Genomic DNA, 23,964 nt, shown 5'->3' on the forward strand with positions numbered 1-23,964 from the left:
TTTTATTATGTTTTAATATAGTAAAAAATCTAATTTATTTATTTTTACAAGAAAAAAGCTTGTTCATAAATTTACGTTAAATTAATTTATTGATAAAAAGCAATTCTATCTAAATTGTATTTATTGATAATAAAAATAGAATAGAAAGTAACATGGTAACCAATGCATAGAAAAATTTATTTGTGTTGTTATATCTAAACTAATATGTAAACATTTAAATTGTGTTTTCACTTGAAAAAAATTCTAATAGTTTATTTTTTATTAGTACATGGTCATTTATTATATTAATTTGTGCCCTAAAACTTGCAGAATTTTTGTAGGAGTTGCTATACCATCCTAAATGTTTTCTAAATAGTTTTATTCCAATTTCTGTATCGTAGTATTTTAGCGTGCGATCATAATGATTCATGATAATGTTAAGTTTTGAAGAAGCAGAAGGGTCGGGAAGTTTTTCTTTTGTCTTAAGAAAATGTAATGCTTGATTTATAACCCATGGTTTTCCATATACACTTCTTCCTATCATTATACCATCAGCTTTTGATTGTATTAAAGATTCATTTATATCCTCAAAAGTATTGATATCTCCATTTACAATTATTGGTATATTAGTTTCTTTTTTTATATTACTGATAAATTGCCAGTCAGCTTTTCCGTTAAACATTTGTGCTCTTGTTCTTCCATGAATAGTAATCATTTGAATACCAACTTCTTCTGCTATTTTTGCAATTTTTGGTGCATTTAAATTAGATGAGTCCCAACCTAATCGCATTTTTAATGTTACAGGGATTCTTACAGCTTTAACAACACTTTCTAGAATTTTTGCTGCAGTCACTTCATTTTTCATTAATGCTGCTCCTGCATAATTATTAACAACTTTTTTTACAGGACATCCAAAATTTATGTCAATTATTTTTGCTCCCATATCTTCATTTAACTTAGCAGCTTCAGCCATAATTTCTGGGACGCACCCTGCTAGCTGTACAGATGTATTTCTAGTTATTTGTGCTTTTTGTAAACTTTGACGTGTTTGTATAATCATAGCGCGACTTGCTATCATTTCTGATACCACTAAGCCAGCACCAAGATCTTGAACTATTGAGCGAAATGGCATATCTGTGACACCAGACATTGGTGCTAGTATTACAGGATAGTCATAGATAAATTGACTAAGATTCATTTTACTTGTTATACTGATAATAGTTTATGTTTAGTAAAAACTATAACAAAGTTTTTTGTATTAACAAAAAGAATAAATTACTATTTTATAGTTGACCGGTTATGCCTTATATGATATGCAGTAAGGTTACAAGAATAGCAGGCTAAATGGTATATTGAATTAGGTATTTATGTCAAAATTTTTAATAAAAGCTCCTGCAAAAATTAATTTATTTTTGCATATTATTGGAAAGCAAGATGATTACCATTTATTAGAGTCTCTATTTGTTTTTGTAAAAATTTATGATTTATTAGAAATAGAATTAGGTACACATAAAAAAGGAGTATACTTCTCAAAATTTGCTAGGGTTAGTAGATACAATAACACTGTTCAAAAAGCTATAGATTACTTAGTAAAGGCTTCTTGTAATGTTAATGTACATGTAAACATTCTTAAAAATATATTGATTTCTGCAGGATTGGCCGGAGGATCAGCTGATGCAGCTGCTATTATTAGGTTGTTGGGAAAATTATGGAATATTGATATAAGTACTCTTAAAGATATAGCATTAAATATAGGTACTGATGTATGCGCATGTTTGGAATCAAAAACATCTTTTGTAACAGGTATAGGAGAGAATGTATTACCATTACCGGATTTATGTTTGCCTAAATATATTATTCTTGTTACTCCTAAGGGAAAAGCTTTAAGTAGTAAAAAAGTTTATCATGCTTATCAGCAATTAAATTTTTCTGAATCTATGGCTAATAATTTACCTACAGATCAAAAAGGTTGGATGGATTTAATATATACATCGCGTAATGATTTAACAAGTACTGCTTTACAATTTGTTCCTGATATTACTGAAATGTTATTAGCTTTAGAAAAAAATAGCGGCTGTTTAGTATCTAGAATGACAGGTAGTGGATCAACATGTTTTGGGTTGTTTGAAGATGTACACAAAGCTAAATGTGCTGAAAAAAATCTTCAGTTAAAATATCCAGAATGGTGGATATATAATACTGAAATAATAATGTAAGTACTTAGAGATATTTTATATATATAATATTGATATAGGTACTGATAATTATAATATTATTGTATTAATAAGCATAAATTATTAGTAGCTTATACTATCAATACGTTTTTTGTAACTAAAATTATAATGTATTCAATGATTTGATAATTACTCTATTTTTTATTACTGTAATGTTGTTGAGTAAAGTAACTATTCATCCAGTGCAAGAATTCGTTATTGGTTTTATCCGGGTGAATGGTAGTTATTAATGGTATTTTATATGGGTGAATATTTTTAATTTTTTGTAATGCTTTTTTGTATAAATATTTTGAAGTTTTCATAATTATTACACATTCTTTGTTATTTTGTATTGTATTTTCCCAATAATACATAGATGTTATGCTATGAAATATATTTGCACATATAACCAGTTTTTCCTGTAATAGAATATTAACTATGTGGTAAGCATCTTCATTATTTGATATTGTTGTATAAATTAAAACAAGATTATCTTTCATAAAAAAATGACATTTATTTTGATAGAGAAATATATCATATACTTTTATTGATACAAAATTTATAACGTAAGAACTTCTTGTACTGTGTCTACTAATTGTTTAATAGTGAAAGGTTTTGATAAAAATTTAACTTTACTAAAATCAATGTTTTTATGTTTATTAAATACTTCTTCAGCGTACCCAGACATAAAAATCACTTTAATATTTTGTTGTATTTTAAGTATATCTAGTATGATTTCTGGGCCACTGATTTCTGGCATAACTACATCGCTAATTACTACGTTAATTGTGTTATTTTTTATAATATCCAAAGCCTTTTTTCCAGAGTTTATATCTATGACATTAAATCCTTTTTTTATTAATGCTTTTGATGTTAGTGTTCTAACTGGATCCTCATCTTCAATGAGTAATATGTTGACAGGAAATTGTATTTTTGGATTCACTTTAAAAGTATCATTGCTATATAATTGAATGTGTTCTTGGGTAAAGTTGTAATTTGTTACATGTATTTTAGGTAATAAGATGAGAAATTGTGTTCCTGCATTAATTTTACTGGTTACGTATATATAACCACCTGTTTGTTTAATAATGCCATAAACTGTTGATAATCCTAGACCGGTACTATGTGCTGGGTCCCTAGTAGAAAAAAAGGGGTCAAATATTTTTTTCATTATTTGTTTATTAATACCGCATCCGGTATCAGTGATTTTTATAGCAACATATTCCCCATGTTCAGCATGATCCTTATCTGGTGAAAACATATCTTTAAACATTATTGAGGAGTCTATTTTTAAGTTCAAAGTTTGAATTGTTAAAGTACCTCCTGATTCCATAGCAGCCCTTGCATTCACTGCTAAATTTATGATTACTTGCTCTAGTTGACATAAGTCTGCTTTTACAAATCCTATATTATTATCATATTGTATTTGCAGATTAATATTTTCATTAATAAGTCTTTTAATCATATGTGAAAGGTCTGCAATGATATTATTTACGTCTAGAATTTTAGGCTGTAGTGTTTGTTTGCGTGAAAAAGCTAATAACTGTTTAATTAGATTTGCTGCTCTGTTAGCATTTTGCTTGATTTGCATAATATCTGTAAATGATTGATCTGTTGAGGGATGTTTTATTAAAAGTAGATCACAAAATCCTATAATTGCTGTTAAAATATTATTAAAATCATGAGCAATACCTCCAGCTAGTTGTCCAACAGCTTGCATCTTTTGAGATTGTTCAAGTTGTATTTCTAGATTTTTTCTTTCTGCACTATCAGTAATGTAGCATATAATAAAAATATCATTGTTATGTATGAATTTATTGAAGTATATTTTGACATATGCTTTATTACATAATTGTGCTTCTATTGACATATTGTTAATAGCAGTGTTTTCTAAATATTTTTTTATTTTTTTGTTATAAGAATCTTCAATGTAAGAAAATATATAATCTTGATTTTCATTATGTGTTAATACTTGAAAAAATTTATTGTATTTTATAATTTTACCATTTACATCACATTGAACTATAGCTATTGGTGCATCAGCAAAACATGGGTGTAGCTGATAACTTATAAAATCATATTTTTGTGGAGTTATAAGACCGTAAATGTAACTGTGATTATTTTTATCATAGAATACCGATTGTGTAATATGTGCTTTAAATATAATTCCAGTAGAAGTTGATAAAAATACTTTATTAGTATTGTTATTGTTCTCTAAATGATTTTTAGCTAGTAAATCATTAAATAATGTGCCTTTCTTTAAATAATCTAATTCGAACATTTGTAGAAAAGCTTCATTTGTAGATAATATAATACCACTTGAATTTAGTACATATGACCCTATACAATGTCTTTGAATCAGTCTTTCATATACTTGCTCTTTAGTAATTTTGATAGCTTTTACTACGAAGTACTCTTGTGTTCTTGATAATGGATTAAGGGATAAACTAAAAGTACTACTAGTATTGATTTGTGGATTATTTGTTATTGGATCAAGTATAAGTGAAAAATTGAGGATATTGTTTTGCTTATTAATGGAAAAATATGTTTGTAAAGATGATTTACTTGTAAGGGCATTTTGAAAATTTTTAATCTCTTGATCACTTATATTACCTAATTTTAATATACTGAATATATTGAGTTTGTCTTTGTGTGAGTAATTTTTGAATCTTGTATTGAATCTAGCATCAGAATATATTATTGTTCCATCATCTTTTATTATTAAGCAAAATTCTGTATTATGATTTAAAGCATTGGCAAAAATCATATTTTGGTATTCAATAGATGCAATAACATTTAGGTAGCATGATAGCTTTTTGAAAATTATTACTATTGCTATGCCGCTAACAGTAAAATTAATGAATATATTAAGGAATTTGTTATCTATATCAAGCAAATGTAAGCTCGAAAGAACTAATAAAGGAAAAACTAAAAGTATTATTATTTTTGTAATGGATATACCATAATCTCGTGTTACAAAATCTACTTTATTCTGTATATTATCAATATATCTTTTGTTCACTTTCATAGTTTTTTTTTAAATAATCAGTATAAGCGTATTTTATATATAATATATGTTATAAACATAAAACTATATAATAAAGGTAATATGATTAATAATTTTTTAGCTAGTGACAGTTTTGATGATATTAAGTTGATAAATTATTATTATTTGTAAGTTTAACTTAGCTTTTATTAGTAAAATATACTGTGTTAAGTTTAACATCTTCATCTAATGAGAACACCAGTAGAAATGATAAGTTATTTTGCTTGCCAATTTATGTTTTGTAAGTGCATTAATAATACAATTTTTTATGATTTATTATTGGTAATTTTATGGTTAATATCAATATGTTAACTTCAGATTTTGGTTTTAGCAAATTGTCAACATTGCATTTATTTTTAAGTAAGTGAAATATTGGTTGTTTATATCCTGCTAATTTATGTGTGATAACTTGCCTTATATGGTGATGTTTATTACATGTTATTATGAAAACGTAGTTGATTTTAAGCATCATACCATAGTATAGCACATTAGGCGCAAGATTTTATAAAATGATCTAATTTTAGGATTAGGAACATTATTACTCTGAAGTGCTTTTTTAGTATTTTATCAACATTATTTTTATGTAATAAACTTATATAAGTACCTAAGCTAACATGTTTAGCATTTTATGCAATATTTATGAAATTATTTGTATTATAATGCATAAAGCATTAAAATTTTCCATATTCAATGTAATACTTGACGTGTAGCATATTTTATTTTACTTGGACTTCTGGAAATATTTCTTTCTGTTCTACATTCTTCAAAAAGAAGATTTTCTATATTTGTTAAGGTAATGACTATTATTTTATAATTTTAAAGCTATAATCATGCCTTCTTGTGTAGGTATTAAAGTTGATAAAAATTTGCTTTTATTTGCTATTCTTTGAGTAAAATTTGCCATAGATTTATAAGAATTTTTAGAAATGTTATACTGTATTGTATTATCAAACATGCTATTGAACAGAAATGCATTATCAGCAATAATGAGCCCATTTTTTTTAATATATACTTCTGCCCAGTCCAAGTAATAATGGTATTGTGATTTATTCGCATCAATAAATATCATGTCAAAAGGTGCAAGTTGTGTTAAAGTAGCTAGCTGTTTTTGTGCATCTCCATGAATAATTGTGATTTTATTTGATAAGCGACATTTTTGTATGTTTGTTTTTGCTTGATGAACGTATTGTAATTTTTTCTCTATTGTATATATGTGACCGTCTTTTGGTAAAGCTGTAGCCATGCATATGGCAGAATATCCTATGAAAGTTCCTATTTCAACTATGGATTTTATATTATTCATTTGTATTAATAATTGCAACATTTGTCCTTCTACAAGGCTGAGTTGCATTGATTGACGCTGATCTAAAACAGAAGAGTGTACGTTAACAATATCCTGATCAGTTATAGCAAAAAAACTGTTTATGTATTGTGATTTTTTATCTAAAACTTTCTCTCTCATGTATAAGTAATCATCTATTAAGAAGATGTTCTTTGGATATATTATATATATTTTTTGTCAAGTTGTAAAAAAATTAGTTTTTATATTTGATGTGAATCAATAAAAATGGTAAAATTATCACATAAGATAAGTAAAAGTGTGACATAATAATATTTATATTGTTTATCGATCTTAATTTTATGTTATAACTGACATTATAAAGGGGTTTTTTAGAGTTGAGAAGAGGTAAATATAATGAGTTTCTATACGCATGAGATAATACGGAAGCAAGTAGATGGTGAAATGATGAAATCGAATAATTATGGTAATTCTGTTTTAAGTGATCCTGCATATCGTGATAAATATAAGGAAAAATTTCTTGAAGCACAAAAAAAAGGTATGGATATGGTAGTGTATTATGATGGCACTATAGCTCTTATAGAAAACAAAATCACGATGTATCCGTACGGATGGCATAAAAAGAAAAGGGACTTTGAGCGCATTAAGTTTGGTAATGAGTCAAAAAGAAGGCGTAAATCCCAAGTATTACAAGAAAGTTCTGTTGCAGAAAAAATTGATAATTCCCATGTAAATTATCAAAAGGAGCCAGAGTTTGTGTGAGATTATATTGCGCTACGGTTATTAATAATATATTAAAGGCATAATCTATTTACGAATAAGAGGTTTAATACTTAGATGTTAGTGTTAAATGCTCAGCAATGTATTATGGCAGAAAGTTGTTCTGGGATATGTGTTGATACATTAATTAAAAGAGCTGGGGCAGCGGTAGCTAAGGAAATTATAAGTCGCTTTTTAAAGCAGAAAGTATTAGTACTATGTGGTCCGGGAAATAATGGGAAAGATGGATATGTTGTAGCTAATTTGCTTCAATCAGAAGGGTGGCATGTAAAGGTTATGCACTATAGCAGCACTGTGGACGGTTGTGATGTAATATCTGAGGAAAACTTAAAGCAAGATGATTCACTATTAATTGTGGATGCAATTTTTGGTACAGGGTTAACTCGTCCAATTTATGGAAGCTTATTAAATGCGATTAATTATATTAATAACAGTAATAAGACAGTAGTGTCTATTGACATACCAAGTGGTATAAATAGCGATACTGGAGAGATTATGGGCATTGCACTGGTTTCTCACTTAACAGTTACTTTTTCGTATCTTAAATTGGGACATGTTATATCTCCGGGTAGGTACTGTTCAGGGGAAGTTTATATTGCGGATATTGGGTTAAAATATAATGAATCAACAGTATATCATAATAGTCCGTTATTATGGAGAGAGCATCTTCCAAAGTTTAATTATCAATCTAATAAGTATAGTAGAGGTTATGCTGTAGTATGTTCTGTAGGTAATAAATCTGTAGGAGCTAGTAAGCTTGCAGCTACATCTGCGTTAAGAGCAGGAGCAGGTGTTGTAACAATTGCATGTGATAAAAATGCAATGTCAATATATGCTAGTTCTCTAACGGCAATAATGTATAAACTGTATGATGATGTAATAGATGATCATAGAATAACAGCAGTGTTAATAGGCCCAGGTTGTGGGATAAGTGAGTGTGTGAAAGAGCGTACTATAAAAGCATTAAGTAAAAAAAATTGTATTATAGATGCAGATTCAATATCGGTTTTTTATGGTAGCCATGAAATACTTTTTTCATATATTAAAAATAATGTAATTATGACACCTCATGAAGGAGAATTTAAGCGTATATTTCCATATTTAACTGGTAGTGCATTGGAAAGAGCGAAAAAGGCATCTTTAATATCAAAAGCAGTAATTGTGCTTAAAGGTCATGATACGATAATTGCTTCGCCTGATGGAAGAGTATCAATTAATAATAGTTCTTATAGTACTTTGGCGACAATGGGTAGTGGTGATGTATTATCAGGAATAATAACAGGTTTTGTTTCTTGTGGAATGGATCCTTTTTTTGCTGCTTGCTGTGGGGTATGGGTACATAGTGAATGTGGCAAAAAATATACTTATGGGCTTATTGCAGATGATATTGTAATGCAAATTCCTGTTGTTTTGAGTGCTTTTTATTAATTCTATATTGCTAATTGATAGCAATATAAGAAGTGAGCCTGTTATGTTTGTAAAGTATAAAATATATATTGTTTATGAAAAATTAATTTTCTAGAAAGTGTTTATATATTTTATTAATTATTATTTTTGATTATAAAATGAGTTATATTTTATGATTGTTATCGGTTGAATTAAAAAAGCTAGAAAAGTATGTTGTATTTAAAAAAAAGTTAATTTTTTATAAAATTTTTAGGTATATTTTTGTTGTATGGATAAAAAGTTTTTTATGGTTAAGTGTAATTTTTTTTTGCTTCAAAGGTTGTTTTTTACAAATAAGCTTATAGCTAAAGCATCTAGTATTTCTATGTACAAGTATATTTAACTTATTAAGTATGTTTAATAGTATTGTGTGCCGTTTTTTTTATTAAGTTTGATTTAGCTGTAAAATATATTTTAATTTAGTATTGCTAGTAATAATTTATGAGTTACAGTGTTACTGTATGACTGCTATATCTAACAAGAAATGTTATAGCATTAAATATAGGTAGCTATATTGTTATAGTGTTTAAACAATTGAGTAATATTTAATGTGTAATTTATAATCTTTAATGTTTAGTAAATTGATGTTCATTAGTGATGGGTTAGTATTTAGGGTATATTTTATGTATCTTATGTAAAATTTTATTGTATATACTAAATGTAATTTTTGGTAAAAATTCTTTTCAAAACTGTTATTTTATAATATTAACTCTATTTTAGTTAGGGTTGCAATTAGGTATAAAATGAGTGTTATTATTGTAGAATCTCCTTCTAAGGCGAAAACTATTAGTAAATATTTAGGAAATAAAGTTAAAGTAATAGCTTCATTTGGACATATAAGGGATTTTCCTGCAAAAAATGGCTCTGTAAACCCTAACAAGGATTTTGCTATGGTTTATGAAATTATCAAGAAATCAGAAAAATATGTTAATAAAATTGTACAGGTTGTGAGTAATGAGACACAAGAAATATATCTTGCAACAGATCCAGATCGTGAAGGAGAAGCAATAGCTTGGCATATTATAGAAGTATTAAAAGAGAAAAATGCTATTAATGATAATGTATCTGTTAGTAGAATGATTTTTAATGAAGTAACTAAGAAAGCGGTAACTTCTGCCATGGATAGTGCTAGAGATATAAATATGGACCTTGTATATGCACAACAAGCTCGTAGGGCATTAGATTATTTGGTAGGATTCACATTGTCTCCTATATTATGGCGTAAGTTACCGGGAAGTAAGTCTGCTGGACGTGTACAATCAGTAGCATTAAGGCTTGTTTGTGATAAGGAAGATGAAATAGAAAAATTTGTTACACAAGAGTATTGGAATATTGATGTAGATCTTCAAAATAAGCATGGAGAAGAATTTTCTATGTTTTTAAAATATTATGATAGTCATAAATTTGAAAAATTTGATATTCCAAATTCTGAAAAAGCACAGGAATTATCTAATATTGTAAAAGAAAAAGATTATTATGTATCAAATGTTGAAAAGAAACAAGTTAAACGTAATCCTTATCCTCCATTTATTACATCAAGCTTACAACAGGAAGCATCAACAAAGCTTGGATTTTCTGCGAAGAGTACTATGATGATAGCTCAGAAATTATACGAGGGGATAGATATAGGAGGTGAAATAGTAGGATTAATTACTTATATGCGTACAGATGGGTTCTATATTGCAGATGAGGCAGTGAATAGTATTAGAGATATGATAGTGTCATATTTTGGGGAGAAATATTTATCAAAATCTGTACGTCAATATATTAAAAAGGTTAAAAATGCTCAAGAAGCTCATGAGGCAATAAGACCTACAAATATTGCTATTCTTCCAAGTGATATAGAAAAATATTTAACAAATGAGCAATTTAAGCTATATGAGCTTATTTGGAGACGAGCTATTGCTAGTCAAATGGAATCTGCTGTTGTTAATCAAGTTGTAGTTGATGTACAATCAAAAGATGAGATGGTAATTCTTCATACAGTAGGTTCAACTTTATATTTTGATGGATATTATAGAGCGTATCAGTATAGTGATAATGAAGATACAAAGAAGGTTTTACCACTTTTAGAAGTAGGTGATGATTGTAAATTGTTAACTGTTATTCCTGTTCAGCATTTTACTCAACCTCCCCCTAGATATACTGAAGCAAGTTTGGTAAAAAAAATGGAAGAGATAGGTATTGGTAGGCCTTCAACTTATGCGTCAATTATTTCTGTATTACAAGATCGAGGATATGCTTCTTTAAAGCGTAAGAAATTTGTTCCCAGTGAACGTGGAAGAATTGTTAATGTTTTTTTGGTGAATTTTTTTAGTCGTTACGTAAGATATGATTTTACTGCTAATCTTGAAGAAGAATTAGATTTAATTTCTAATGGAAGAATGAATTGGAAGGAAGTATTAAAGCAATTTTGGGGTGCATTTATAGAGAATGTTAATCTAGTAAAAAATATAGAATTTAGTGAAATACTAAAATCTATAACAAAAGGTATAGAAAATTATATTTTTACTTATGATGAAAATGGTATTATTAATAAACAATGTCCTACATGTGCTAGCGGAGAATTAAAACTAAATCTTAATAGAAATGGTGTGTTTTTAGGTTGTTCTCGGTATCCAGAATGTAAATATACTAAAGGGATAGGAGATCAGTGTAATGATGAAATAGAGGCAACACCTAAAATGTTGGGTATTGATGATGTAACAGGTGATGAAATATATCTTAAGAAAGGTCCTTATGGGATGTATTTGCAATTAGGTAATAAGAAAGATAGTAAACGTGTTGCTGTACCAAAAAATATACAAGAAATAAGTTTTGATATAGCGAAAAAAATTATATCATTGCCTATCAACTTAGGATTTTATCCAGAAACGCAACAGGAGATAAAGGTAGGAATTGGAAAATTTGGTGCGTATGTTCTATATCAAAATAAATATTTTTCAATCAAAAACAAGGAAGATCTTTTTAATATTACTCTTGAAGAGGCTATTGCTATAATTGATGCAGATTCAGGTAAAAAGGCAAGGTTTATAGGAATATATAAAAAAACAGGTCATGAAATATATGTATGTAAAGGTAGATATGGATTTTATTTAAAATGTGATAAAATAAATGTGGCGCTTAAAAAAGGTGCTGAGAATATAGCTTTATCAGATGCTATAAAATTAATTAGTCAAAAATTATAATGAAGATACAGGTTTGAATTGTACTATAATGAAGTTATTTTTTTGTAAATCTAAGAATATTTTTGTACATGAGTTTTTTTAATAAAAATAACTGAATAATAAATTTTAATAGCTTATTTTTTATATCTTACAGTGAGATCATTTAATTGCTAATCGGCTTTGTTTATATTAGGGATCCATTGATTTTCTATGTAAGTATATAATTGATTTTTTTCTTTTATCCATAAGGTTAATCCTGTTTTAGGTTTAATAAAGTACCAATGATTTATATAGTAATAGGTAACATAATGTGTCTTATTAAGCCACTCTGTAATAATTGGGTTATTACCAATAATATACATATCACCTGATTTTGGAGGATCAATGTAATTATTAGAATATAATTTTAAAATACAGTTGTTCATTAAAGCATCAATCTTAATAAGCGCTTCGTTAACAGTAATTTCTTTTTGGGATTGATTTTGTAGTACTAAATTAAATTTTAAGTTTGTTGAATATTGCATATATACCTTATATAAAGTTAACTTTATTGTTGTATTATTTTGTGTAAATAACAATGTAGACTTAGATATGAAATGTATTGTATTTTTTATTGTTTTATTATGTTCAACTTCTTCTTTTGCAAATTTATTATTGACAAATGGTCAACTTACTCAAGAAGAAAAGTATGAATTACAAGTTATTAAGCGTAATTACCATAGATATAGTAGTGAATTGCGCACTATTGCTTATAATAGAGTAAATGAAATAAAATACAAAATGTTACCCTATAGATTGCAAATTTCAAACTTTGATGCAAGAATTCGTGCTTTTCCAATACAGTATGATTATTATATGAAAAACTTGAAACATATTGTTTTAATAAAACAGCAGTATTATATGCGTTTATCACATCATTCTAAGGAAGAGTTGGTCAAATTTAAATACAATTTAGTTAGTGAGAAAGACTTATCACAGCAGTCATTAAATTATTTAAAAAATCAAGCACAGCTTTACCAAATGGTAATAAAAAAATGAAACCCAATTAATTTTTACGGAAGCTGTCTATGAATATTATATTATTTTGTAGAGTATGCGAGATGGTAGGATACTTGTTGTTATCAGTATTATTTGTATTTTTTTTATTTTCTTCATTAATTTGTGAATGAATATCTTCATATTGGCTTAAATCTAACGAAAAATTTGCCAATAGATCCACATATTTTGTTATAGATTTAAAAGGTACAATAACGTTTTCTTCTTTTCCTTTGAAACTTAATATAACACTAAAATCATTACTAGTGACTTGGAGGTTACGAAATTGGTGTTGTATGATTATAGTAACATTTTCAGGATAACTTTCTTTTATATATTCAGGTAAAACGACTCCTTTATATTGAGTAAGTAAAGTTACAGCAACATGAACTTGCTTATATGGCTCTTTGTATGCAAAAGTACTGAAAACTTCCTTTATAACATTACACATAGAGTTGTATATTAAAAGACGGTAATTTATTATTTCATTCATGTAAGCCTTATATTGTAACAAATAACCTATACGAAAGTTTTTCTGTTGCCCGGTAAACTTTCGCAAAAAACCGCGCTACAAGATAAACTAAGCAGCTGCTAAATTAGCATATCCATAGTTATCATTAGCGGCAACGAGATTGTCGTTTGCACTTATCATTTTGCGCATTTACGGCTGCATTCTCACCGAGCAACAACTGTCTCCTTTACTATGCCTGTCAATCCTGTTTCATCCCCTTAAAAAAGTGGAGATGCCGAGCACTGCCCTCGGGTCCAATACACCTATTCTGAGAAGTTTTTATTGCCATAGCGGATAAAAAAAACCACGCTTAAATTATACAAGAAAATTTTAAAAGTGTCAATATAATTTTACACTAATAGAAAAATAAAGCTCCCCGGGCCGGATTCGAACCAGCGACCAATTGGTTAACAGCCAACTGCTCTACCACTGAGCTACCGAGGAAAATATACTGTACGTAATATACATTTTATATTTTGCATATGCAACAAAAACTTATGTGTGTTATATAAATAGTATGATGTATTTGCTATTTATTATAATAATGTAATATATTATTAACATTATGAATTATATAGAATTACCATGGCATGTTTAGTATTGTATTATACTATATTACTAAGTTACAGGGGTATTAATTTATAAGCATGTATGTTTTTTATATAAGAGGTTTAATAATTATTATGTAATTGTCCAAAATAATGGTCTTGTCAATTAATTTTTTATTCATATTTATAACTATGAAAATAATATTTTTAAACAATTATTATATAAAAGAATTATTACTAACTATGATTAATTATGAGATGCTAATGATCTGATATAAATGCTTATTATAGAAAAATAAAAGATATGGCTAGTTATTTAGATGTATTATTGATTAGCATATAATATTACAAAAGCAATAGCATAATCGTTATCATCGCTTATTGATAATTCTATTACATAGTTACAACTGCAAGGTGCTTTAATATATGGTTTTCCGTAATTGTTATTATATACAGTTATATTTCGCATTTTTATTTGCTTATTAAATCCTGTGCCTATAGCTTTGATATATGCTTCTTTTGCAGCAAATCTTTTTGCAAAATGATTTATTTTTGCTATGTTATTACTATAATTATAGCTATCCTGTATTTCTTGATGAGAAAATACTTTATTAATAAATTTATTACCAAATTTCTGCCATAAAGTGAAAATTCTAGGTATATAAACTATGTCTGTTCCTATCCCTACTATCATTGTTTGTTACGTAAAAATTCTTGTGTTATTTGATCTATGTGAATTTTTATTATAGCCCCGTTTGCTCGATTTTTTAATTCCACAGTATTATTAGTTATAGTTGACTTACCAATAATGATCTGCCATGGTAACCCTATTAAATCCATTCTTGAAAGTTTTACACCAGCGCTATCGTTTGTATCATCATATAATATATTCTCTTTATATAATTTATATATATGTTCAGAAATAAGCTGACCGTTATTTTCTATACATAAGTTAATTAATCCAAATTTAAATGGTGCTACTGATTGCGGCCATTTTATACCTTTATCATCATGATTTGCTTCAATTATAGCTCCTACTAGTCTTGATATTCCTATACCATAACATCCCATCTGAATATAATGATTGTTTGTATTATTATCATAGAATGTAGCATTCATTTGTGATGAATATTTATCTCCAAGATAGAAAATATGACCAATTTCTATACCTTTATTAACTTTTAAGTTGTCTGGCAGTACATTACATGATTTTTCGTCGTGCATTCCATCTGCTGCAGTATATATATTTTTGATATGATCTATGTCAATATTATCACTGTTTATTAGATCTAATATTTGCTTATCGTAGTAAAGAGTACTTTCTCCGGTGTTTGCTAATACGTGAAATTCATGACTTAATGTACCACCTATAGATCCACTATCAGCTTTAACTGCAATAGGGACTAATCCTATTTTTTTAAAGATATTTATATATATTTTAAACATAGTATTATAAGACTTTATAGCACTGCTGACATCCTTATCAAAGCTATATGCATCTTTCATTAAAAATTCTCTACTGCGCATTACTCCATATCTTGGACGTAATTCATCACGAAATTTCCATTGAATTTGATATAAATAACAAGGAAGGCTTTTATAACTTTTTAAAGTTGATCTTGCAATATCAGTAACAATTTCTTCATGTGTAGGTCCAAATACCATTTCTCTATTATTGCGGTCTTTTATGTGCAGCATTTCTAATCCGTAGTCATTATATCGCCCTGATTCTTTCCATAAGTCTGCAGGTTGTATAGAAGGCATAAGTATTTCTAGGTATTTTGATTGTTTAATTTCATCTCTAATTATATTTTCTATATTTTGTAAAACTTTTAATCCTAGTGGTAACCAGGAGTAAATACCAGAAATTACTTGTTTTACTAAGCCAGCTCTAAGAGAATATTTATGTGAAGCTGCAGTAATATCTAAAGATACTTCTTTCAAAGTTGGCATGTAATAATTTGATAAGCGCATTACTAGATAAAGAAAATTTTAAGAGTAATAACATGGAAAGCTCATATAGTCAAGAACAAGCAAATATTACATGTTGCATAAATATAAAGGGTATTTATGGGAGGAGAAAGATTATTGTTTTTATGATTTGTAGTGTATTATAATTAACTATAATATTAAAGGACATAGTTTTAATATGTGCTTTTGTTTTAGTAAAATCTTAATTTACATAATGTGTTTTTTGTAATTAACATGTACTATATAAAAAAATTATATTTTTTTAGAAGGAAGCATTTAAGTAAGTAATGGGATTTTCTAATTAGCTTTGTATATTTCTTGATTAAAAATTGTATGGATAATTAGAACATTTTTTGTATTAGGTATATATAATTTGTGAAATTTGCTTTTGAAAATATATTGTTTATAATCAAATTTTTAATTTAATTATTAAGCTGAGAAAAGAATTCTCAAATTAATGTAATACTTCCTGGCAATGGATTAGGCCGATAATAATATACTTTATAGCATTAGGCTAAGAAATTGATAATAAATATTAGCCAATGCTATATTTGTATATGACTTTTTTAATAATTATAGTATTTATTTACGGTATAAAAAGTCATTCATAACGGCAATAGCTGATAATGCTGCTTCACGACGCTTGTTGTGATGCTCTTGACTAATGCTATCATTTGTTTTTTCAGCACTTAGTATACTGAGATCTAGAAATGCATTAATAGCAAGAGCTTCTGGGTGATCTTGAAAATGAATATTTCCATTTTTGTCTTCGATTGCTTCTATGATGCCATTATCAGAAAAACCTACTACCTCATAACCTAATGATCTTAATTTATCAATGTTTTCTTTGTTATTATTTATTACTCCTCCATGGGCATCTGGAAAGTATAGCGATAACCATCCGTTTTCATCAGGAGTTACATATTTTGAAATAATAGACGCTAATTTGCTATTTGGTACAATATAGAGTCTGTGTAGTCCAACGTCTTTTCTATGTGGATCTGGCATTGATATGGAGTGAGTATCAACAGAACTTTTTGATGATGTAATTTTATGTATTCTAATTATTTCTACTCCAAGTGCATGCATTATACCTTGAAGACCGCCACATATTCCTATAATATGTATTTTAGGGTTTTCATTTGCAATTTCAATTAACGCATTAGTAATTAATTGTCGATTAGGAGTGGGTGGATAGGGATCGGTATCTACATTATAATAATTTCCTGGAATGAAAATTCTATTAATTGAATTATCTTGTAAAAATTTTAATATAATATTTTTAATTTTATTAGAATCTTCTTTTGATATGTTAATAAGTGTATTTTTTATTGCAGTATTGAATTTTAAACTTTTAATTTGTGTAAAATCTACTAATGTATTATAATCAATGCGTATAACGGTTGCTCCTAATGCTGTAAGCATTTCACTAATATTATGAGAGAACATTAACTCTTCAGGATAAGTTTCATTTTTGGTTTGCATGAAGCCTACTATTGCTTGGGTATTGTGGTTAATGTTATCTGCATTTGTGGAATTATAACATATAGTAGTTATCATCAGTATTAAAATTAGTGAAAAAAGCTGAAAATAATTTTTCATATATATAAATGCCTGGTAAATAATTAATTAATAAGTGTGGCCTGAGTTGGAATTGAACCAACGACACAAGGATTTTCAGTCCTTTGCTCTACCAACTGAGCTATCAAGCCAAGTATTCTATGAAGTATGCAAGCATTTTTTGAAAAAGTGTTTGCATTAAGCTGTATTGTAATGATTATATAATGTAAATTACTATATTCAAGTAAAAATAATGTGTTACAATTTTCTTATAAGTATTACAGCGTATTAGCTCGATAAGGAAATAAATAGTTATGCGAATAGGAATATACCCAGGAACTTTTGACCCTGTTACTTTTGGCCATATAGATATTATAAAAAGAGCCTGTAAATTAGTTGATAAATTAATTATCGGAATAGCAAAAAATGGTAATAAAAGTACTATTTTTTCAGCAGAGGAGCGTGCAAATATGATAGTACATGAAATGCAAGATTTAAATATTGATGTAGAAACTGTAATTTTTGGTGGATTATTGACTTGTTTTGCACAAGAAAAAAAGGCGTCTGTAATTATTAGGGGCTTGAGGGCTATATCTGACTTTGATTATGAGTTTCAAATGAGTTGGATAAATTATAAGCTTACGTCAAAAGTAGAAACAATTTTTTTACCTGCTTCTGAGGATACACAGTTCATCTCATCTAATTTTGTTAAAGAAATTGCTAGATTAGGAGGAAATGTTAGTATGTTTGTACCTGACAATGTTCATAAATATTTAAAGAAAATTTACAATACATGAAATAGATTTTTTTGTAATGGCAGTTAAATATCTGTATGACTTATCAGTGTAAGTATATTTAAAGCTTAGGGAATAACTTAGTTATAGATTATGTTTTATTATAGTATATATGATATTTAGAGTATCATTATTCTTTTTTTGTATTTGCAGTAATTTTTAAAGGTTACTGAATATATGTAATGTTTTGTAATTTTATTTTATAAACTTTTATGGCAGTAGTTGTACTACTTTGTTGCTTTTTAAGGAAATATATTATTAATAAAGTATAAGAAAGCATAATTGATGTTAATGAAAGATTATAAGATTACTGTGTATGTGGTTGTTTTATGGTAGAAAACAGTATTTAGGCAAAAATTAAAGCAATATTAATGCCTAATTATTTGTAGTTAATATGATAGTAAAAAGTTTTATAGACTACTAGAAGAAACATTTATTGTCCTAATTTGGTAGAACTTAATTGTGTGGTAGGTTAATTTTTAATATATTTTTTACCTTCTTTTGATCCATAATTAAGATTATGAGTTACTTGCGTATATTTTTGTAATATAGATTACTTCTATAATAATTTTGATATGCTTTTCTGTATTGAATGATGTTGTATACATATGTTTATATATATATCAATTTATTTTTACGATTATTTATTTTTAGAAGATTTGTTATTTTCTGAATTATCAATACAATTATGTATTGTGTACAATAATATTTTGAATGATAACTTCTGTGTTATTGTGTTGTGACAAATGAAAACTATCTCCAAGTTGGGATTGAGTGTTTATTAATAGAGCCTTGTGTTATTTTTATATAAAACCTTATTATTTTATATATAACATTAGTATATCATGCAATTTGACCATTGATTATAACATAAAAATATGGATATAATTTTATTGATAAATTTTTCATTATATAAATCTCATTTTATCTTAGCTTCTTAGCTGAAAATTATACACAAAAGAGGGCTTTAGCTTTTTAGCAGAGGATATGATCAAGAACTTAAGCTTTTCTTGATATAGCTAGCAAATTTGCTATTAATAAAATTTTTTACAGTATGATAGTTTTTTAACCGTGAAAGTTACTTTTATATAGATTATTTTCTATATTATGTGCTTCCTTGCGGAGATAGGAAAGGGCAATGTTGTTGTAATTTATATAGTGTTATTAAATTAAAAAATATTAATTATTGTAATTGAAAGCTTTCTTACTTATTGAAGTGTACTTTTAATAATATATAATACGCTAATAAAATTTATATATAATCGTAAGTGTTATATTAAGTAAATTTTAAATAATTATATTTGTTAAGCATATATGTATTTTTTTTATATGAAATATAATAGGAATTAAGTTTAGGCTATGTAATTTTTGTTATATATTGAGCGAAAGTATCAATAACTTTATTATTGAGTGATATAAATGAATTTGTATACGGTAATACCATGAAAAATATAGATAGTAATAAAATACTGCCACACATAAAAGAATAATCCAATTTTTAGGAAAGAACATCCATAATGATAAAGAGTTTTACATTAATTATTAGGTAATCGTAATGGGAGTAGATATACCTTGTTTAATTGTACGGCGCTTAATTGTGTTAAAGGGCGAATATTAGTAGATATTGTATACGGATGATGATATATATTACTAATATCACTAATATTTTTATATTGAATGGTTACTTGAATAATAGAATAATTTTGAGTTATTTCTTTGATATTATCGTTATTGATATATACCATTCCACGGTAGGTAAGTGAAAACTCATTACTAATTACATTACAATTCCATTCCCAATAATTTTGTTGTGTTATATTATTCATATAAAAATAAAATTTATAGTTTAATGAGTTGTTGTAGTATGTTGGGAAATCTAATATTAAGACTCTATTGTATTTACCACTTTGAAGATTTATTGATAAAACATTTGTAGTAATTTGGCAATTGTTGCTATACTTTAATACTTGTGAAGTATTGCTAATTTTTTGTGTAAGGCCATTATGAATATGTGCTAAGTTAGTAAGAAAGCCTGTGTGATATAATTTTTTATATGACATATTGAGTTTATGTATCATATAAGTATGATATGCACGATTTAATATGTTGTAAATTCTTAAATATTTATGTAATTGCATATTATACACATTTATAATGTAGCTACTTAATTATAAAATATAAAAGCATCTATATCAAGTCTTCTAAAGTATTATGGCAACTATAGGTATATATTTTAATAGAATATATTGAGGAAAAGTGGGTTTATTATTTAATTTTGTATATATTAATATTTTTTTATTAGTGAGCTAAAGCTAGTTGTTGAAGAAAATTATAAAAAGCAATTTATCTATTTTAGAAAATCGCTAAAATATAAAAAGCATATTAGTGTGCATTATTTATATAGATAGTTATGTAATAAGGTGTTAAGTGTATAACATATTGATAATATGTTTTTATTATGGCTAAATTGTACTATTATAGGTTATTATTTTGTGAAAGATTATTTGTGTGTCTGCACTTATGTTTTGATTGTGTAATGCTTACTATTGTTTTATGTGGAATATTAGCATTAGTAACATTCATATTTCCTAATTTATTATATTCTTTAAGAAATTTGTGTTGAATTTATAGTATGTGCATTATTAGTTCATATCTTGTTAGAGAGATATTCAAGCATTAACTTATCATTCATTATGACAGCATGAATTTCCAAATAAAATTATTATGTAAATATTATTTGACGTTTTGAAACGAAATTAGTGATGCTGGTGTAAATTTATTAATGTACTGACCAGAAAGTTTTTAATTTGTAGCATAAGTTTGTAAATTTTGGTTTTATAAAAATAATATGATTATTATTTATAATTGCTTACTTAATGTTAGCAGAGCTACAATACTATTATAGTATTAATATTTAAGTGACAACTTACTATTAATTATTTGAATTACTACTCGCAATCACCAGGTTCAGGTTGTTGCTTATAATATTTTGTAGAAAAAGGTAGAGTAAAATTTATTTTGATAATTACTTTGGAGATCTTTTAATAATTTTTGTGTTATTTTATTAAGGCCACTATTTAATATAGGCTTATGGTTATGATATTATTTTTATTCTGCGTTTGTAAACGCCATATTTTTACATGAATTATGCAAACGGTAATTAAATTTAATAGAATTTATTTTGAAAATTGACGTACATGCACTATCTTAATGAATATATTGTCAAATATTGCAATTTCTATATATTAGTGTAAGTCGCATTACTTTATGCTTTAATCTACACATTAACTATTAGATATCAACTAAACAGATGGCGAAACCTTTATAATGATACGTGTGGTATTTATTATACTGGGGTATTACCCAACGTTAAGTTTATTTGTGGTGTGGATAATTTAACTAGTACATACGAGTTACAGCATATAGACACTTATGATATTAACTGTACTTTATGTAGATTAGAAATGTAGATAAATGATTTTCTTTTCAAAGGTGTATACAATGCAATAATATTCCGTTTTGAATCCATTTTCAGTTTTATACGGTACTACATATATGCCACATATATTTTTTATTGGTATTGGAATTATATATAATGTTTTAAGGAAATTATAAAATGAACTTGTTATAATTGGTTCTATGTTCACAGATTGTAACTGTGGTATGTTTTACCACTTTAGATTGATAAGTTCATATTGTATATGTTACCTTAGAAAAAAAATTGCAAATTTATTTTCTGTAATTACCATGCATTGGTATGTCAAATTCCTATTCTATATCCCTAAAGGAGTAAGAATTTGCAATTAACAAAATTAAAATATAACATATTAAAGACTAGCAACAACATACCTATTACTTAATACATAGAATTATACTTTTATGAAATATTTAGTCTTATAGTAGAGATATAGGCATGTGCGCTTATGTAGGTTCACTAATTTGTTGTGATGTTTTAAATAATGTAACTACTTCACTATGTGTAGTGTAAAGTATTTTATCGGTTTTCTACATTTTTTATACTAGCTGTACATTGTGTAGCATGAGGATTATTAGGATGTAAATTGCCGGAATATTCTGTTAATAATTTGTTGTTCTGTACTATGAGTTTCCAGGTACAAGAATTTGTATATTCAATTTTTGCTGAAGGAAAACTGTGTAGCGTAGAATATGATTCTATATTTGGTGATGATGTAAAAAATGAATTTATACCTTGTGAGTAATAACTTGACTTTTTATTATGTAATTAATATGGAATGAAATCTTGTAATATTCTTTTCATTACATTGAAAAGTGGGAAAGTGAAAGTGTTTCACTGTGGAATTTACATTTTAGGTGTATTGATAAAATTTTTGTCATTATAACTTACACTTTAATTAACTTAGTTAAGTATATAGAATTTGAATATATTATATAAAGTTTAAATTTTAGTATTATCATTAATATAATTATGTTAGTATAACTTGCATTATTGATTTGAGAATATATCTAAATTATAAGGAATTTAAGATATATATACAATATAATTGTTGTATTGGTGATATATATAACAATCATTTATGGGTATACTTAATTATTTGCGTAGTAAAGGTGATGCTTCATCATTTTTTGAGTTACGTAATAAAGATTTATATATAATAGCATTATGTAATATTGAAGGTGGTTTAAGATTAAGAGAACTGTATAAATTTTTGAAAATAAATGAAGCATTTATTACAATTTCTGATTTACATAAAGTATAGTTAATATCATGAGTGCCCATATTCTGTAATTTGTACTTACAAATTAAAAGTTCTGTACCTGATGGTATAAGGTAATTATTATGTTTTGCCGCATAATAATTTTTATTGTTCATTTTTCCATTATAATAAATAACAACATTCTTGTTATTCTTTATTATACAATTCCAAATTGAAAAAGTATTATGTAGTGTTACATAAACATAACATATGTCGCTGTAATTAATATTAAAGAAGCTACTTAGGTGTTGTTTATAATGTTTATAGTAATATTTGTAATTCTGATAGTAATAGGGAGGGGGGAAAGGTAATGTTAAAGTTTCATTATATTTTTCATTATTTAAATTAATTAATAAAACTTTTGTCATGTTGCTCTTGCTCTACAAATAATATATCTTAAATTTAAAAGGAATTTAAGATATATACAATAATTACTGTATCGGTATATATAATAATCATTACAATATAAATAATTGACATTTTATTTGTAACATTAAAGTTAAGTTGTAATTATTCCTAAGGTATACTAATTGTATAATTCTTTATAAGCTATCTAGGTGCTGTTTATGGCTATACCTAATTATTTACGTGATAAAGGTAAGGCTTCGTTATCTATTGATGTATATGTAATAACACTGTATCAAATTAAAGGTTGTCTAAAATAATGTAGATAAATGATTTTACTTTCAAAAGTGTATACAATGCAATAATATCCCGTACTTTGAATCTATTTTCAGTTTGATACGGTACTTATATGCACATAGATTTTTGATTGGTATTGGAATTATATATAATGTTTAAGAAAATTATAAAATGAACTTGTTATAATTGGTTCTATGTTTACAGATTATAACTGTGGTATGTGTTGTCACTTTGGA

General features: G+C 26.7%; 17 protein-coding genes, 2 tRNA genes and 1 other RNA gene. 7 read left to right on the forward strand and 13 right to left on the reverse strand.

The window, feature by feature from the left end:
* Positions 1–214: 214 nt before the first annotated feature.
* Positions 215–1,177 carry a tRNA dihydrouridine synthase DusB gene (dusB, locus tag NLO413_RS00390; protein ID WP_045808594.1) on the reverse strand — a complete coding sequence of 321 codons (963 nt, stop codon included), beginning with the start codon at positions 1,175–1,177 and terminating at the stop codon, positions 215–217.
* Between the two features lie 169 nt (positions 1,178–1,346).
* Here dusB and NLO413_RS00395 point away from each other — a divergent pair, with 169 nt between their 5' ends.
* Positions 1,347–2,195: a 4-(cytidine 5'-diphospho)-2-C-methyl-D-erythritol kinase gene (locus NLO413_RS00395; RefSeq protein WP_045808595.1), complete on the forward strand. Its 849-nt coding sequence runs from the start codon at positions 1,347–1,349 to the stop codon at positions 2,193–2,195.
* 152 nt (positions 2,196–2,347) lie between these two features.
* Here the strand turns inward: NLO413_RS00395 and cutA are convergent, their stop codons facing one another.
* The 3 genes from cutA to NLO413_RS00410 all read right to left on the reverse strand — a co-directional run bounded on the left by cutA (position 2,348) and on the right by NLO413_RS00410 (position 6,700).
* The gene (gene cutA / locus NLO413_RS00400) at positions 2,348–2,692 is read right to left on the reverse strand and encodes a divalent-cation tolerance protein CutA (RefSeq protein WP_045808596.1); all 345 of its coding nucleotides are present in this window, start codon (positions 2,690–2,692) and stop codon (positions 2,348–2,350) included.
* Between the two features lie 59 nt (positions 2,693–2,751).
* Entirely contained in the window at positions 2,752–5,214 is a 2,463-nt protein-coding gene (locus NLO413_RS00405; RefSeq protein ID WP_045808597.1) for a hybrid sensor histidine kinase/response regulator, read from the reverse strand.
* 832 nt (positions 5,215–6,046) lie between these two features.
* The gene (locus tag NLO413_RS00410; RefSeq protein WP_045808598.1) at positions 6,047–6,700 is read right to left on the reverse strand and encodes an O-methyltransferase; all 654 of its coding nucleotides are present in this window, start codon (positions 6,698–6,700) and stop codon (positions 6,047–6,049) included.
* Positions 6,701–6,982: 282 nt separating this feature from the next.
* On the opposite strand from NLO413_RS00410, the gene NLO413_RS00415 reads away from it, so the two are divergent.
* The 3 genes from NLO413_RS00415 to topA all read left to right on the forward strand — a co-directional run bounded on the left by NLO413_RS00415 (position 6,983) and on the right by topA (position 11,952).
* Positions 6,983–7,300, forward strand: a complete 318-nt coding sequence (locus NLO413_RS00415; RefSeq protein WP_320408737.1) for a hypothetical protein — start codon at positions 6,983–6,985, stop codon at positions 7,298–7,300.
* Between the two features lie 75 nt (positions 7,301–7,375).
* Complete coding sequence (locus NLO413_RS00420; protein WP_045808599.1) at positions 7,376–8,746, forward strand: bifunctional ADP-dependent NAD(P)H-hydrate dehydratase/NAD(P)H-hydrate epimerase; 1,371 nt, start codon at positions 7,376–7,378, stop codon at positions 8,744–8,746.
* Positions 8,747–9,507: 761 nt separating this feature from the next.
* A complete protein-coding gene (gene topA, locus NLO413_RS00425; RefSeq protein WP_045808600.1) occupies positions 9,508–11,952 on the forward strand; it encodes a type I DNA topoisomerase in 2,445 nt (814 codons plus the stop codon).
* A gap of 149 nt (positions 11,953–12,101) precedes the next feature.
* On the opposite strand, the gene NLO413_RS00430 is transcribed toward topA, so the two are convergent.
* Entirely contained in the window at positions 12,102–12,455 is a 354-nt protein-coding gene (locus NLO413_RS00430; protein ID WP_045808601.1) for a DUF2793 domain-containing protein, read from the reverse strand.
* Between the two features lie 67 nt (positions 12,456–12,522).
* Between NLO413_RS00430 and NLO413_RS00435 the strand changes: the two genes are divergently transcribed.
* Positions 12,523–12,969: a hypothetical protein gene (locus tag NLO413_RS00435; protein WP_045808602.1), complete on the forward strand. Its 447-nt coding sequence runs from the start codon at positions 12,523–12,525 to the stop codon at positions 12,967–12,969.
* Positions 12,970–12,976: 7 nt separating this feature from the next.
* Here NLO413_RS00435 and NLO413_RS00440 read toward each other — a convergent pair whose 3' ends face one another.
* From NLO413_RS00440 to NLO413_RS00465, 7 genes are all read right to left on the reverse strand, one after another.
* Positions 12,977–13,459 carry a ClpXP protease specificity-enhancing factor SspB gene (locus NLO413_RS00440; protein WP_045808603.1) on the reverse strand — a complete coding sequence of 161 codons (483 nt, stop codon included), beginning with the start codon at positions 13,457–13,459 and terminating at the stop codon, positions 12,977–12,979.
* A gap of 30 nt (positions 13,460–13,489) precedes the next feature.
* Positions 13,490–13,824, reverse strand: a transfer-messenger RNA (tmRNA) gene (gene ssrA / locus NLO413_RS04790).
* 25 nt (positions 13,825–13,849) lie between these two features.
* Positions 13,850–13,921 (reverse strand) — tRNA-Asn (locus NLO413_RS00445).
* 429 nt (positions 13,922–14,350) lie between these two features.
* Entirely contained in the window at positions 14,351–14,719 is a 369-nt protein-coding gene (locus NLO413_RS00450) for a holo-[acyl-carrier-protein] synthase (RefSeq protein ID WP_045808604.1), read from the reverse strand.
* Positions 14,716–15,999: a proline--tRNA ligase gene (gene proS / locus NLO413_RS00455; protein WP_045808605.1), complete on the reverse strand. Its 1,284-nt coding sequence runs from the start codon at positions 15,997–15,999 to the stop codon at positions 14,716–14,718. Before proS ends, NLO413_RS00450 begins: the two co-directional genes overlap by 4 nt.
* A 579-nt stretch (positions 16,000–16,578) precedes the next feature.
* The gene (locus NLO413_RS00460) at positions 16,579–17,598 is read right to left on the reverse strand and encodes a gamma-glutamyl-gamma-aminobutyrate hydrolase family protein (RefSeq protein WP_052690355.1); all 1,020 of its coding nucleotides are present in this window, start codon (positions 17,596–17,598) and stop codon (positions 16,579–16,581) included.
* A 37-nt stretch (positions 17,599–17,635) separates the two neighbouring features.
* Positions 17,636–17,708, reverse strand: a tRNA-Phe gene (locus NLO413_RS00465).
* 162 nt (positions 17,709–17,870) lie between these two features.
* Between NLO413_RS00465 and coaD the strand changes: the two genes are divergently transcribed.
* Complete coding sequence (gene coaD / locus NLO413_RS00470; protein WP_045808606.1) at positions 17,871–18,353, forward strand: pantetheine-phosphate adenylyltransferase; 483 nt, start codon at positions 17,871–17,873, stop codon at positions 18,351–18,353.
* Between the two features lie 1,532 nt (positions 18,354–19,885).
* Here the strand turns inward: coaD and NLO413_RS00475 are convergent.
* Positions 19,886–20,410 carry a hypothetical protein gene (locus NLO413_RS00475; protein ID WP_156965545.1) on the reverse strand — a complete coding sequence of 175 codons (525 nt, stop codon included), beginning with the start codon at positions 20,408–20,410 and terminating at the stop codon, positions 19,886–19,888.
* Positions 20,411–22,906: 2,496 nt separating this feature from the next.
* On the opposite strand from NLO413_RS00475, the gene NLO413_RS04835 reads away from it, so the two are divergent.
* Positions 22,907–23,089 (forward strand): hypothetical protein, encoded by a 183-nt coding sequence (locus NLO413_RS04835; protein WP_156965546.1) that lies wholly within the window; start codon positions 22,907–22,909, stop codon positions 23,087–23,089.
* Positions 23,090–23,964 lie beyond the last annotated feature (875 nt).

Source organism: Candidatus Neoehrlichia procyonis str. RAC413 (assembly GCF_000964795.1).
In the GTDB taxonomy this organism is placed as follows: domain Bacteria; phylum Pseudomonadota; class Alphaproteobacteria; order Rickettsiales; family Anaplasmataceae; genus Neoehrlichia; species Neoehrlichia procyonis.